The sequence below is a fragment of the Streptomyces aureus genome (assembly GCF_001418135.1).
Classification (GTDB): Bacteria; Actinomycetota; Actinomycetes; order Streptomycetales; family Streptomycetaceae; genus Streptomyces; species Streptomyces aureus_A.
This window is the reverse complement of the sequence record NZ_LIPQ01000129.1, coordinates 1-13,158: the sequence shown is the minus strand read 5'-3', so window position 1 is coordinate 13,158 and position 13,158 is coordinate 1. Positions and strand designations below refer to the sequence as shown.

The 13,158-nt window shown below is 73.4% G+C and carries 12 protein-coding genes; 6 read left to right on the top strand and 6 right to left on the bottom strand.

Translation table 11 applies throughout. The annotated features are described in order from the left end of the window. Window positions 1–52: 52 nt before the first annotated feature. The 3 genes from AOK00_RS12925 (at window position 53) to idi (ending at window position 3,221) form a co-directional block, all read left to right on the top strand. Window positions 53–994 (top strand): cation diffusion facilitator family transporter, encoded by a 942-nt coding sequence (locus AOK00_RS12925; RefSeq protein ID WP_055600456.1) that lies wholly within the window; start codon window positions 53–55, stop codon window positions 992–994. A gap of 197 nt (window positions 995–1,191) precedes the next feature. After that, a complete protein-coding gene (locus AOK00_RS12920) occupies window positions 1,192–2,439 on the top strand; it encodes a bifunctional class I SAM-dependent methyltransferase/N-acetyltransferase (RefSeq protein ID WP_055600455.1) in 1,248 nt (415 codons plus the stop codon). A 152-nt stretch (window positions 2,440–2,591) separates the two neighbouring features. Next, a complete protein-coding gene (idi, locus tag AOK00_RS12915; protein ID WP_055600454.1) occupies window positions 2,592–3,221 on the top strand; it encodes an isopentenyl-diphosphate Delta-isomerase in 630 nt (209 codons plus the stop codon). Here the strand turns inward: idi and AOK00_RS12910 are convergent. Beyond that, window positions 3,187–3,744, bottom strand: coding sequence for an ATP-binding protein (locus AOK00_RS12910; RefSeq protein ID WP_173861554.1), 558 nt, complete (start codon window positions 3,742–3,744; stop codon window positions 3,187–3,189). The genes idi and AOK00_RS12910 overlap by 35 nt on opposite strands. Before the next feature lie 350 nt (window positions 3,745–4,094). Between AOK00_RS12910 and AOK00_RS12905 the strand changes: the two genes are divergently transcribed. Beyond that, window positions 4,095–4,838: an enoyl-CoA hydratase/isomerase family protein gene (locus AOK00_RS12905; protein WP_055600452.1), complete on the top strand. Its 744-nt coding sequence runs from the start codon at window positions 4,095–4,097 to the stop codon at window positions 4,836–4,838. Window positions 4,839–4,856: 18 nt separating this feature from the next. Here AOK00_RS12905 and AOK00_RS12900 read toward each other — a convergent pair whose 3' ends face one another. Together AOK00_RS12900 and AOK00_RS12895 are read right to left on the bottom strand one after the other, a co-directional pair. Beyond that, on the bottom strand, window positions 4,857–5,501 hold the full coding sequence (locus AOK00_RS12900; protein ID WP_055600451.1) for a DJ-1/PfpI family protein: 645 nt from the start codon (window positions 5,499–5,501) through the stop codon (window positions 4,857–4,859). 11 nt (window positions 5,502–5,512) lie between these two features. Continuing rightward, entirely contained in the window at window positions 5,513–6,484 is a 972-nt protein-coding gene (locus tag AOK00_RS12895) for a GlxA family transcriptional regulator (protein WP_055600450.1), read from the bottom strand. A gap of 147 nt (window positions 6,485–6,631) precedes the next feature. Between AOK00_RS12895 and AOK00_RS12890 the strand changes: the two genes are divergently transcribed. Both AOK00_RS12890 and AOK00_RS12885 read left to right on the top strand, forming a co-directional pair. After that, complete coding sequence (locus tag AOK00_RS12890) at window positions 6,632–7,498, top strand: SCO6745 family protein (RefSeq protein WP_055600449.1); 867 nt, start codon at window positions 6,632–6,634, stop codon at window positions 7,496–7,498. Between the two features lie 120 nt (window positions 7,499–7,618). Continuing rightward, window positions 7,619–10,090, top strand: a complete 2,472-nt coding sequence (locus AOK00_RS12885; protein ID WP_055600448.1) for a Tex family protein — start codon at window positions 7,619–7,621, stop codon at window positions 10,088–10,090. 73 nt (window positions 10,091–10,163) lie between these two features. Here AOK00_RS12885 and AOK00_RS12880 read toward each other — a convergent pair whose 3' ends face one another. The 3 genes from AOK00_RS12880 to AOK00_RS12870 form a co-directional block, all read right to left on the bottom strand. Beyond that, the gene (locus tag AOK00_RS12880) at window positions 10,164–10,565 is read right to left on the bottom strand and encodes a hypothetical protein (RefSeq protein ID WP_030313656.1); all 402 of its coding nucleotides are present in this window, start codon (window positions 10,563–10,565) and stop codon (window positions 10,164–10,166) included. Beyond that, entirely contained in the window at window positions 10,562–11,290 is a 729-nt protein-coding gene (locus tag AOK00_RS12875; RefSeq protein WP_055600447.1) for a 2-phosphosulfolactate phosphatase, read from the bottom strand. Before AOK00_RS12875 ends, AOK00_RS12880 begins: the two co-directional genes overlap by 4 nt. 100 nt (window positions 11,291–11,390) lie before the next feature. Further along, window positions 11,391–13,028, bottom strand: a complete 1,638-nt coding sequence (locus AOK00_RS12870) for an ABC-F family ATP-binding cassette domain-containing protein (protein ID WP_055600446.1) — start codon at window positions 13,026–13,028, stop codon at window positions 11,391–11,393. Window positions 13,029–13,158: the final 130 nt, after the last annotated feature.

Below are 13,158 nucleotides of genomic sequence, written 5' to 3'. Positions count from 1 at the left end.
AGTTGACTTGCGACTCGGGGCACTTGCGAACAGATGATCTGGAGGCCATGTCATGGGGGCTGGACACGACCACGGGCACAGTCACGGCGGCCCTGCGCCGACGGGTACGGCCGGGGCCGCGTACAAGAACCGGTTGCGCATCGCGCTCGGCATCACGCTCTCCGTGATGGTGATCGAAATCATCGGCGGCGTCCTCTCCGACTCGCTCGCGCTGATCGCCGACGCGGCGCACATGGCGACCGACGCGGTCGGCCTCGCGATGGCGCTGCTCGCGATCCACTTCGCCAACCGGCCCCCCTCGGGGAACCGCACCTTCGGTTTCGCGCGGGCCGAGATCCTCGCGGCGCTCGCCAACTGTCTGCTGCTCCTCGGCGTCGGCGGATACGTGCTGTACGAGGCGGTCCAGCGGTTCCTCGAGCCGGCCGAGACCAAGGGCGGTCTGGCGATCGCGGTCGCGACGATCGGTCTGATCGCCAACGTGATCTCGCTGTCGCTGCTCATGCGGGGCCAGAAGGACAGCCTCAACGTTCGCGGGGCGTATCTGGAGGTGCTCGCGGACGCGCTGGGATCGGTCACCGTGATCGTCGCGGCCGGCGTCATCCTGGTCACGGGCTGGCAGTACGCCGACCCGATCGCCTCGATCCTGATCGGTCTGATGATCGTCCCCCGTACGGTCAAGCTGCTGCGCGAGACCCTGGACGTCCTTCTTGAGGCCGCTCCCAAGGGCGTCGACATGACGGAGGTGCGGGCCCACATCCTGGCCCTGCCGGGCGTCGAGGACGTCCACGACCTGCACGCCTGGACGATCACCTCGGGGATGCCGGTGCTCTCGGCGCACGTGGTCGTGGACCAGGACGCGCTCGACTCGGTCGGGCACGAGAAGATGCTGCACTCCCTGCAGGGGTGCCTGGGCTCGCACTTCGACGTGGAGCACTGCACCTTCCAGCTGGAGCCGGTGGGGCACGCGGAGCACGAGGCGAAACTCTGCCTGTGAGAACCGGGCCACCTGTTAGCCTTTCCGCACTGACGCGTGGAGAGAGGAGCTGAGGTTGATGACCGTCGCGATGGAGGCTGTCCCGAGCGGCAGCACCCGGTCCTTCCTCAGCTTCCGGGTCTCCGGCTGACCTGATCCCGGTTCCCACCGGTCCGTCACGTCGTCGGCCGGGGCCCTCTCACAAAGGGTTTCCCACGTTGTCCGACAACGCCTTGCACGACTCCTTCTTCGCCCTGCACCACGGCCTTCCGCGGCAGGGTCCCGGCTCCGACGCCACCACGCGTCGGCTCCTCGCGCTCTCCGGAACGCTGCCCGAGCGTCCGCGTGTGCTCGACCTGGGCTGCGGCCCCGGCCGTTCCGCGCTGCTCCTGGCGGCCGAGGCGGGCGCCGAGGTGACCGCCGTCGATCTCCACGAACCGTTCCTCGCGGAACTGCGGCGGTCCGCCGCCGACCGCGGGCTCGACGGCTCGATCCACACCCTCCGCGCCGACATGGGCGCACTGCCGTTCCCGGACGGCTCCTTCGACCTGGTCTGGGCCGAGAGCTCGGTCTTCGTCCTCGGCTTCGACCGAGCGCTCGCCGAATGGCGCAGGCTGCTGGCCCCCGGAGGCACCCTGGTGCTCACCGAGTGCGTCTGGACCACCGAGGAGCCCGACCCGGCGGCCCGCGCCTTCTGGGAGGAGCACTACGCGCTCCGCACCGTCGCCGAGCTCTCGGCGGCGGCGGTCGCGGCCGGCTACCACGTCCTGGGGACCGTCCACCAGCCCGAGGGCGACTGGGCCGAGTACTACGGTCCGCTCGCCGCACACGCCGACGCGGCGGACACCACGGTGCCCGGCATGGCCGAGGCGGTGGCGGGGGCCCGCGCCGAGATCGCGATGCGGCGCGAGCACGGCTCCGACTACGGGTACGCGGGGTTCGTCCTGCGGCCCGCGGATCCGCGCTGGCGCACCCGTCCGGAGACCGCCGAGGAGGCCTCGGTGGTGCGGCCGCTCGTGGCGGCCGCCTTCGGCTCGGAGGCGGAGGCCGAGCTGGTCGACGCGCTCCGGCGGGACCCCGGCGCCTGGCTCCCGGGCCTGTCGTACGTGGCCGAGGCCCCGGACGGCTCGATCGCGGCGCACGCCCTGATCACCCGCTGCCTGGTGGACGGCGCCCCCGCGGCGGCGCTCGCTCCGGTCGCGGTGGCACCCGCGCACCAGCGGACGGGGGCCGGAAAGGCCGTCGTCCGGGCGGTGCTCGACGCCGCGCGGCTGCGGGGTGAGTCGCTCGTGCTCGTCCTGGGGCACCCGGAGTACTACCCGCAGTTCGGGTTCGTACGGGCGTCCGAGTATGGAATCAAGCCAGGTTTCGAGGTTCCGGACGAGGCCATGATGGCGCTCGTCCTGGACGACTCCGTGCCCGTTCCGCCCGGCACGATCGCCTATCCGGCGGCTTTCGGGGTCTAGCCACCCCGTGACGCCGTTCCGCTCCCGCCGCGCCGGTGGTACTCCGGTGCGGTGGGAGCGGCCACGTCCGGCCTCTGAAGTACGGACAAGCCGCTTTTGTACGGCAGACTGAGGTGGCCCCACCGGGGCGAGGACCGAAGCGAAGGATGGGTATGCCGACCACACCAGCCACCGCGGCTCAGATCTCGCCGGAGACGCCGGAGATCATGTCGAACGGTGTCCAGCCGTCCGAGGCCCCGGCGCCGATCATGCTCGAACTGGTCGACGAGGACGGGACGACCATCGGTACGGCGGAGAAGCTCGCCGCGCACCAGGCGCCCGGGCTGCTGCACCGCGCCTTCTCCGTCTTCCTGTTCGACGAGTCGGGCCGGATGCTGCTCCAGCGCCGGGCACTCGGCAAGTACCACTCCCCCGGGGTCTGGTCGAACACCTGCTGCGGCCACCCTTACCCGGGCGAGGCGCCGTTCGCCGCCGCCGCCCGGCGGACCTTCGAGGAGCTCGGCGTCTCGCCCACGCTGCTCGCGGAGGCCGGCACCGTCCGCTACAACCACCCGGACCCGGCCTCCGGCCTGGTGGAGCAGGAGTTCAACCACCTCTTCGTCGGCCTGGTCCAGGCCGCGCCGCGGCCGGACCCGGAGGAGATCGAGGACACCGCCTTCGTCACCGCCGACGAGCTGGCCGAGCGCCATGCCGCCGCGCCGTTCTCCGCCTGGTTCATGACGGTGCTCGACGCGGCGCGTCCGGCGGTCAGGGAACTGACGGGTCCGTCCGGGGGCTGGTGACGACCGGCTGGTGGACCGCCGCTCCCGGCCCCGGTGCCATCGGGGCCAGGGGCAGCGCCGCCCAGATGATCTTGCCGCCGCTCGCGGTGTGCTCCACGTCGCACGCGCCGCCGGACTCCTGGGCGATCTCGCGGACCAGCAGCAGTCCGCGGCCGCCCGTCTGCCCGTAGTCCGCCTCGAGGGCCTTGGGGCGGTACGGGTGGTTGTCCTCGACGGACACCCGGATCCACTCGGGCCCGATCGCCACCTCCACCGCTATCTCCGGGGAGAGCAGCGCCGCGTGCCGCACGGCGTTGGTCACCAGCTCGGAGACGATCAGCAGCAGGCCGTCCATGATCTCCTCATGGACGGGGACGCCCTGGCGGACCAGCAGGTCGCGTACGGCGTGCCGGGCCTGCGGGACGGAGACGTCGACCGCGGCAGCGGTGAAGCGCCAGACTCCTTCGTAGGACGGTTGCCGGGCGGGGCCACCTCCGTGGTCCTCCACGGTACGGTTCCCACCCTCGTGCTCGATTCTCGCCACGGATCGAGTCTTGGCAATGCGCGCAGGCGGACCGGCCTACTGACCAGAAGTCGACACCTATCGGCCGCTTTCCGATCAGGTGAGTATGCCGATGTCAGTTGTTCGACTGATCGGGCGCACTTTCTGACCGCTCCGGGGGCGCGCTGGACACGGCAACCGGCGTCACCCTACCGACGATCCGCCGCCCGCCCACTCCGACGACGATCGGACCGAGGCCGTCGAAGAGCACCGCGAGCGGGAAGAGGACCCCGAGCCTCGTCCGGCTCGTGGACGTCCCCGGCCCTGCCGTGCCTCGTCGGGACGACCCCTTCCTGATCGTACGTTCGGGCAGGGCGGATAGCATCCGGCCCATGGAGCCGCAGCTGAAGGACAGCGTCACGGACGGCGTCGCCACCGTCGTCATCGCCAACCCCGCCAAGCGCAACGCGATGAGCGCCGACATGTGGCGGGCGCTGCCCGGCGTACTGGACCGGCTCGCCGCCGACCCCGCCGTCCGGGTCCTGGTGCTGACCGGTGAGGGCGACACCTTCTGCGCCGGGGCGGACATCTCGTCACTCCGGGAGCCCGGGGACGAGCAGCAGACGCTCGCGGTACGGGCCGAGGAGGCGCTCGCCGCGTTCCCCCGGCCGACCCTTGCGGCCGTCCGGGGCTTCTGCGTCGGCGGCGGAAGCCAGCTCGCCGCCGCCTGCGACCTGCGGTTCGCCGAGGAGGGCGCCCGCTTCGGGATCACCCCCTCGAAGCTCGGCATCGTCTACGCGTCCTCGTCGACCCGGCGGCTCGCCGCCCTGGTGGGCCCTTCGGCCGCCAAGTACCTGCTGTTCTCAGGCGAGTTGATCGACGCGGAGCGGGCCCTGCGGACCGGACTCGTGGACGAGCTGCACCCGGTGGGCGAGCTGGACAAGCGGGTCGCCGAGTTCGCCCGGGTGCTCGCCTCGCGCTCGCTGCTGACCCAGGCGGCGGCCAAGGAGTTCGCCGACGGGCGCCTGGACCGGGACGCCCACTGGGCGGAGCAGGCACGCGGCAGCGGCGACACCGCGGAGGGTGTCGCCGCCTTCCTGGAGCGCCGGGCTCCCCGCTTCACTTACGGGAGCTGAGGCCCGGCGGCCCCCCGCTCAGCGCCCCTGGGGAAGGTCCTCCGGCTTCACGCTCCGCCACCGCGCGACGATCTCGGCCGGGGCCTTCTCCGGCGAGCCCGCGTCGTACGGCGGCTGCGGGTCGTACTCGGTGAGCAGCTGGACGGTCTGGGCGGCCTCGTCCCCGGCGATCCGGCCGATCAGGTGCAGCGCCATGTCGATGCCCGAGGAGACCCCGGCCGCGGTGACGTACTTGCCGTCGAAGACGACCCGCTCGCCGGTGGGTTCGACGCCCAGCTCCCTGAGCTCCTCGACGGCGAGCCAGTGGGTGGTGGCGCGGCGGCCGTCGAGGACGCCCGCGGCGGCCAGGACCAGGGATCCGGTGCAGACGGACGTGGTCCAGGTGCTGGTCTCGTCGGCGGTGCGGAGCCAGGCCTGGATCTCCGGGTCGGTCATGGCACCGCGCGAGTCGGGGCCACCGGGTACGAGCACGATGTCGGGGCGCGGAACCTCGGCGAGGGTCTTGTCGGCGACGAGGGCGAGGCTGCCCTGGTCGTTGCGGACGGGACCGCTCTCCTTGGCGACGAACACGGTCTCGGCCCCGGGGATCCGGGCGAGGAGCTCGTACGGGCCGACGGCGTCGAGCGTGGTGAAGCCCTGGTAGAGCAGGACGGCGATCTGCATGCTGCTGCCTTTCAGTTGACGGGTGAGTGGAAGCGGCGGCGGTAGTCGGCCGGCGCGGTGCCGAGGGTCTTGGTGAAGGCGCGGCGCATCGCCTCGGAGGTGCCGTAGCCCGAGGCACGGGCGACCTCCTCGACGCCGCGGGAGGTCTCCTCCAGGAGGCGGCGGGCGTGTTCGAGCCGTACCCGGTCGACGTAGCGGCCGGGGGTGGTGCCCGTCTCGGCCTGGAAGGCGCGGGCGAAGTGACGCGGCGAGAGCCGGGCACGGGCGGCGAGGGCCTCCACGGAGAGGTCGCCCTCGGGGTGCTCGGTGATCCACTGCTGGAGGTCGCGCAGCGGTTCCCGGCGGGCGGTCTGGGCGGCGAGCTGGACGCTGAACTGCGCCTGGTTGCCGGGGCGGCGCAGAAAGACGACCAGGTGACGGGCGACGGTGAGGGCGACGTCCCGGCCGAGGTCCTCCTCGACCAGCGCGAGGGCCAGGTCGATGCCGGCCGTGACCCCGGCGGAGGTGGAGAGCCGCCCGTCCCGGACGAAGATGGGGTCCGGGTCCACCTCGACCTCGGGGTAGCAGCGGGCCATGTGGTCGCAGGCCACCCAGTGGGTGGTCGCCCGGTGTCCGTCGAGGAGCCCCGCCTCTGCGAGGAGCAGCGCCCCCGTGCAGACGGAGACCAGCCGCCCGGCGTCCGGGGCGTGGGTGCGGAGCCACCCGACCAGGGCTGGATCGGGTTCCCGGGTGCCCTCGCCGCCGGGGACGACCAGGGTGTGCGGTGCGCCGCCGGCGACCGCCTCGGCGAGGGTGGTGTCGGGGAGCATACGCAGTCCGCTGTGGGCGCGCACGGGTCCGCCGTTCAGGGAGGCGGTGCGGATCGTGTACGCGTCCGGGTCGCCGGAGGCGCGGCCGGCACCGGCGAACACCTCGTAGGGGCCGGTGACGTCGAGGCTCTGCACGCCGTCGAAGAGGACGACGAGTACGGGTCGCTGCGTCATGCCTCCATCCTGGGAGGAGCCCGGGACGGCCGCAATGACGCCGACCCCACCTTTTCTGCCATGGCGTGCCGGGGAGCGGCCCCGGGAGCGGACCCCGAATCCGTCCCGGCCGTTCCCGTCGTACCGACCAGTCGGTAACCTTCGGCCATGACGACTGCTCTGCCGCCCCGCGCGGGACGCCGCTGCCACAACGCGCTCAACCCGCTGCACTCCACGCTCTACTTCTCGCCCGACCTGGACCGCGAGTTCGGCGCCCTGGGCTTCACCGACCAGACGGCGATGCGGCTCGCCTCGCGCAGCGCTGCCCTCGGCGCGGTGGGCGCGGGCACGGTCGCCGCGACCTTCTACAACTACAGCCACGAGCTGCTCGCCCGGCACCTCCCGGCCGTCTGGGAGACCGCCTCCCCCGCCCGGGTCCTGGACGCGCGGCTGCGCACCGCCGACACCACCCTGCGCCGGCTGCTCGGTGAGGAGACGGTCACCTCCGCGGCGATGGCCGAGGCGGCGGAGCTCGCGCTGCGCGCCACCCAGGCCTGCACCCGGCACGCCCGGCCGCTCTACTCGGCCCACGCGGACCTGCCGGTGCCCGAGGAGCCCCACCTCGCCTACTGGTACGCCGCCACCCTGCTGCGCGAACACCGGGGAGACGGGCACCTCGCGGCCCTGCTCTCGGCCGGGCTCGACCCCGTCGAGGCCCTCGTCTCCCACACCGCCACCGGCAAGGGCATGGCCCCGCGCTGGGTGCTCGGCTCCCGCGGCTGGCGGCGCGGCGACTGGGAGGCCGCGGCGGAGCGGCTGCGCGGACGCGGGCTGCTCGACGCCGAGGGCGAGCTGACCGAGGCGGGTACGGCCCTCCGCGATGAGATCGAGGAGCACACCGACCGGCTCGACGCCGCCCCGTACGAGCACCTCGGGGCGGCCGGGGTCGAGCGGCTCACCGAGCTGGGGCGCGGCTTCCTGGTCACGGCCGCCGTCGCGGGCGCCTTCCCGGCGGATCTCGTCGGCAAGGGGTGACCGCGGGGCGCCCGGAGGCGCCCGGGACGCGCGCGGGACGGGCCGGTTACCGCGTCCGGGTGACCGACCCGGCAGAATGCACTCGCAAGCTTGAGGCACGAGAAGGCGAGTCGGGACACCGTGACGACGTCCATCGAAGCAAGGATCGCCGAAGAACTCGGCGTACGCGAGCGACAGGTGAAGGCGGCCGTCGAGCTGCTCGACGGCGGTTCGACCGTGCCGTTCATCGCCCGCTACCGCAAGGAAGCGACGGAGATGCTCGACGACGCGCAGCTCCGCACCCTGGAGGAGCGGCTGCGCTATCTGCGCGAGCTGGAGGACCGCCGGTCGGCGATCCTCGACTCGGTACGCGAGCAGGGCAGGCTGACCGAGGAGCTCGAGGCCCGCATCCGGGCGGCCGACACCAAGGCGCGCCTGGAGGACATCTACCTGCCCTTCAAGCCGAAGCGCCGGACGAAGGCCCAGATCGCCCGTGAGGCCGGTCTGGGGCCGCTGGCGGAGGGGCTGCTGGCCGACCCGTCCGTGGAGCCGACGGCCGCCGCCGCGGCCTTCGTGGACGCGGACAAGGGCGTCGCCGACGCCGCCGCGGCCCTGGAGGGCGCGCGGGCGATCCTCGCCGAGACGTTCTCCGAGGACGCCGACCTCATCGGCGAGCTGCGCGAGCGCATGTGGGGCCGCGGCCGCCTGGTGGCGAAGGTGCGCGAGGGTCAGGAGGAGGCGGGGTCGAAGTTCGCCGACTACTTCGACTTCACCGAGCCCTTCACCGCCCTGCCCTCGCACCGGGTGCTCGCCATGCTCCGTGGCGAGAAGGAGGACGTGCTCAGCCTCGACCTGGAGCCGGAGGAGCCCTCCGAGATCCCCGGCCCCTCCTCGTACGAGGGGATCGTCGCGCATCGCTTCGGCGTCGCCGACCGGGGGCGCCCCGGGGACAAGTGGCTTCAGGACACGGTCCGTTGGGCCTGGCGGACCCGCATTCTCGTGCACCTCGGGATCGACCTGCGGCTGCGGCTGCGGACGGCCGCGGAGGACGAGGCGGTCCGGGTCTTCGCGGCGAACCTGCGCGACCTGCTGCTCGCCGCGCCGGCCGGCACCCGGGCGACGCTCGGCCTCGACCCCGGCTTCCGTACGGGCGTGAAGGTCGCCGTGGTCGACGCGACCGGCAAGGTCGTCGCCACCGACACGATCTACCCGCACGTGCCGGCCAACAAGTGGGACCAGGCGCTGGACAGGCTGGCGCGGCTGGCGAAGGAGCACGCGGTCGAGCTGGTCGCGATCGGCAACGGCACGGCCTCCCGCGAGACCGACAAGCTGGCGGCCGAACTCCTCGCCAAGCACCCCGAGTTGAAGCTGACCAAGGTCATGGTCTCGGAGGCGGGCGCCTCGGTCTACTCGGCCTCCGCGTTCGCCTCGCAGGAACTCCCGGGCCTCGACGTGTCGTTGCGCGGTGCGGTATCCATCGCCCGCCGTCTCCAGGACCCGCTCGCGGAGCTGGTGAAGATCGACCCGAAGTCCATCGGCGTCGGCCAGTACCAGCACGACCTGGCCGAGGTGAAGCTCTCCCGCTCGCTCGACGCGGTCGTCGAGGACTGTGTGAACGGTGTCGGCGTCGACGTCAACACCGCCTCCGCGCCGCTCCTTTCGCGGGTCTCGGGCATCAGCTCGGGCCTCGCGGAGAACATCGTCGCGCACCGGGACGCCAACGGCCCCTTCCGCTCGCGCCGGGCCCTCAAGGACGTGGCCCGTCTGGGCCCGAAGGCGTACGAGCAGTGCGCGGGCTTCCTGCGCATCCGGGGCGGCGACGACCCGCTCGACTCCTCCTCCGTGCACCCGGAGGCGTACCCGGTGGTGCGCCGGATGGTGAAGGCGACGGGCGGCGAGGTCGCGGCGCTCATCGGCGACACCGGGACGCTGCGCTCGCTGCGGGCCGACGACTTCGTGGACGAGACCTTCGGTCTGCCGACGGTGACGGACATCCTGCGCGAGCTGGAGAAGCCGGGCCGCGACCCGCGTCCGGCGTTCCGGACAGCGACCTTCGCGGAGGGCGTCGAGAAGATCGGCGACCTGGCGTCCGGGATGGTCCTGGAGGGCGTCGTCACGAATGTGGCCGCGTTCGGTGCGTTCGTGGACATCGGTGTGCACCAGGACGGTCTGGTGCACGTCTCCGCGATGTCGAAGACCTTCGTCAAGGACCCGCGCGACGTGGTGAAGCCCGGCGACGTGGTCAAGGTGAAGGTCCTCGACATCGACATCCCGCGCAAGCGGATCTCGCTGACGCTGCGGCTCGACGACCAGTCCGGTGCGGAGACCGGGGACGGAGCGCCCCAGCGGGAGCGCGGCGACCGGGGCGAGCGCTCCGGCCGCCCGCCGCAGCAGCGGCAGGGCGGGGGCGGTGCCGGTGGCCGCCGGGCCGAGCGTGGCGGTCAGGGCGACCGCGGCGGCCGGAGCGGGCAGGGCGGCCAGGGCGGTCGCGGCGGGCAGTCCGAGCGGGGTGGCCGGGACCGGTCGTCCGCTCCTGCGCCCGCGAACAGCGCGATGGCCGACGCCCTCCGCAAGGCGGGTCTGCTGGGCGAGGGCGGCGGCAAGCGCCGCTGACCGAAGGCGCCGTCGGAGTCGTCCCCGTGTGTCCCGTCCGGGCCACGGGGACGGCCGCGTGGCCCTGCCGCCGCTACGGCAGGAAGCGCAGGGCCCAGTCGGCGCGGTTGGCGACGGAGAGGTCGTCGTCCTCCGTCAGCGGCTGGAGGAGGTCCCGGGCCGCCTTCGGGTCGGCCTGGACCAGATCGACGATCTCGGTGGCCAGACCGTCCTGGTCGTCACCGAGGTCGACGGCGGAGGCGCGGATCAGGGTCGGCAGGGCCTCCGGGCCGCCGATCGCCGCGACGACACCGCCGAGGAGCTCACGGGCGTAGGCGTTCCGCTCGGTGAGGGCGCGATCCAGCTCCGCCTGGAGACGCGGCAGGAGACCGGCGTCACCCGAGGCGGCGATCTCGTCGGCGAGGTCGATCGTCTCGTCCACGTCGGCGTCGAGATCGTCCAGCATCTCGGTCAGCCGGGTCAGTAGGTCGGTCATGGTGCCTCCTGGAATGCGCCGTCCACGAGAACGGGGACGGTCGTCGAGCTGTCGGTCTCGGCGGCCACGGCCACGTCCTGCGGAAAGCCGTACTCGTACAGTTCACGACCCGAGTCACAGCCGTGCAAGGCGGCCACCGGGTCCTCGGTGGCCGACCACAGCGTGGCCGCCGCGGTCGCCTCCGGGGTGAGGGCGTGCGGGCCCGCGGCCCGCAGCCCGGCGAGGACGGCGCCCGCGCCGAGCAGGTCCTCCAGCGCCGGGCGCAGCGAACCGTCCGGCCACCGCTCGCCGGACGCGATGACCGCGACCGGGCGTTCGGCGGAGCCGTACCCCTGCCGCGTGAGCCAGCGGGCGACGGCCGAGTGGTTGCGCAGGGAGGCGGCGACGACGGTCGCGGTCCCGGCCTCCGCGGCGATGGTGGAGCCGTTCGGCGAGGGCAGGACCAGGCGCGGCGGCGTCGGGGCGGCGCGCAGGGCCGCCGGGGAGAGCGACCACGGGTGCTCGGGGGTCGCCTCGCGGCGCCCGACGGCGAGGGTCGCGCCGACGCTCTCCGCGTACGCGACGGCCGTCGCGTCCCGCCACCGGTACGGGTGGACGGCCGCGCCGGCCTCGACGGCGACGCCCACGGCCGTGGTGAAGGACAGCACGTCGACGACGACCACGCAGGCGGCCGAGGGGGCGAGGACCCGCGCCTCGACGGGTCCCCAGCCGAACGAGACCGTCATCGCGGGCCCCGGCCGGCGCACGGGACCGCCGTCGCGGCCCGCCGTGCCGCGTACGCGGCCGACGCCCCGAGGACCCGGCCCGCCGTGTGCGAGGCCGTCATCAGAGTTCGGTGACCTTGCCGTCGGCGACCTCGACACGCCGCGTGGTGCGGACCGCGTCGAGCATCCGCCGGTCGTGGGTGACGAGCAGCAGCGTGCCGGTGTACGAGTCGAGGGCGGACTCCAGCTGCTCGATGGCGGGCAGGTCCAGGTGGTTGGTCGGCTCGTCGAGAACGAGCAGGTTCACGCCCCGGCCCTGGAGCAGGGCGAGCGCGGCGCGGGTCCGCTCGCCCGGGGAGAGCGTGGTGGCGGGCCGCATCACGTGCACGGCCTTGAGGCCGAACTTGGCCAGCAGGGTACGGACCTCGGCGGGCTCCGTCTCCGGCACGGCCGCGCAGAACGCCTCCAGGAGCGTCTCCGTACCGTGGAAGAGCTTGCGGGCCTGGTCGACCTCGCCGACGACGACGCCCGAGCCCAGGACCGCGTCCCCGGAGTCCAGCGGCAGCCGGCCGAGCAGGGCGGCGAGCAGGGTCGACTTCCCGGCGCCGTTGGCGCCGGTGACGGCGACCCGGTCGGCCCAGTCGATCTGCAGGGTGACGGGGCCGAAGGAGAAGTCGCCGCGGCGCACCTCGGCCTCGCGGAGGGTCGCGACGACCGAGCCGGAGCGCGGGGCGGCCGCGATCTCCATGCGGAGCTCCCACTCCTTGCGGGGCTCGTCGACGACGTCGAGGCGCTCGATCATGCGCTGGGTCTGACGGGCCTTCGCGGCCTGCTTCTCGCTGGCCTCGCTGCGCGCGTTGCGGCCGAGCTTGTCGCTGTCGGTGGACTTGCGGCGGGCGTTCTTGACGCCCTTGTCCATCCAGGACCGCTGCATGTGACCGCGTGCCTCGAGGGCCGCCTTCTTGCCGGCGTACTCCTCGAAGTCCTCGCGCGCGTGCCGCCTGGCCCTGTCCCGCTCCTCCAGGTAGGCCTCGTAACCGCCGCCGTACAGGGTGATCTGCTGCTGGGCGAGGTCGAGTTCGAGGACCTTGGTGACCGTACGGGTGAGGAACTCGCGGTCGTGGCTGATGACGACCGTGCCGGCGCGCAGCCCCTTCACGAAGCCTTCGAGGCGTTCGAGCCCGTCGAGGTCGAGGTCGTTGGTGGGCTCGTCGAGCAGGAAGACGTCGTAGCGGGAGAGCAGCAGGGAGGCGAGGCCGGCGCGGGCGGCCTGGCCGCCGGAGAGGGAGGTCATCGGCTGGTCGAGGCCGACGGTGAGGCCGAGCGAGTCGGCGACCTCCTCGGCGCGCTCGTCGAGGTCGGCGCCGCCGAGGTTCAGCCAGCGCTCCAGGGTGATCGCGTACGCGTCGTCGGCGCCCGGCGTGCCGTCGACGAGGCCCTGCGTCGCCTCGTCCATCGCCGTCTGGGCGGCGGCGACGCCGGTGCGCCGGGCGAGGAACTCGCGCACGGTCTCCCCCGCGCGCCGCTCCGGCTCCTGCGGGAGGTGGCCGACGGCGGCGGTGGGCGGGGAGAGCCGGAGCTCCCCCTCCTCCGGGGTGTCGAGCCCGGCGAGCAGCCGCAGCAGGGTCGACTTGCCGGCGCCGTTGACGCCGACGAGGCCGATGACGTCGCCGGGGGCGACGACGAGGTCGAGCCCGGCGAAGAGGGTGCGTTCGCCGTGGCCGGCGGCGAGGTCCTTGGCGACGAGGGTTGCAGTCATCAGGGTACGAATCCTAGGCGACGGCGGACCCGCCCCGGTCCGGTCAGGGGGTGGGGCGGGTACCTCCGGGCGGGACTCCGTCCGGAGCCGCGTGCGGGACGCGTGCGGGGCCCCGTGCGGGGCCTGGCAC

Coding starts and splice junctions, on each gene's coding strand:
- AOK00_RS12925 (WP_055600456.1), top strand. CDS start 53: ATGGGGGCTGGACACGACCACGGGCACAGTCACGGCGGCCCTGCGCCG.
- idi (WP_055600454.1), top strand. CDS start 2,592: ATGCCGACCACACCAGCCACCGCGGCTCAGATCTCGCCGGAGACGCCG.
- AOK00_RS12905 (WP_055600452.1), top strand. CDS start 4,095: ATGGAGCCGCAGCTGAAGGACAGCGTCACGGACGGCGTCGCCACCGTC.
- AOK00_RS12900 (WP_055600451.1), bottom strand. CDS start 5,501: ATGCAGATCGCCGTCCTGCTCTACCAGGGCTTCACCACGCTCGACGCC.
- AOK00_RS12895 (WP_055600450.1), bottom strand. CDS start 6,484: ATGACGCAGCGACCCGTACTCGTCGTCCTCTTCGACGGCGTGCAGAGC.
- AOK00_RS12890 (WP_055600449.1), top strand. CDS start 6,632: ATGACGACTGCTCTGCCGCCCCGCGCGGGACGCCGCTGCCACAACGCG.
- AOK00_RS12880 (WP_030313656.1), bottom strand. CDS start 10,565: ATGACCGACCTACTGACCCGGCTGACCGAGATGCTGGACGATCTCGAC.
- AOK00_RS12875 (WP_055600447.1), bottom strand. CDS start 11,290: ATGACGGTCTCGTTCGGCTGGGGACCCGTCGAGGCGCGGGTCCTCGCC.
- AOK00_RS12870 (WP_055600446.1), bottom strand. CDS start 13,028: ATGACTGCAACCCTCGTCGCCAAGGACCTCGCCGCCGGCCACGGCGAA.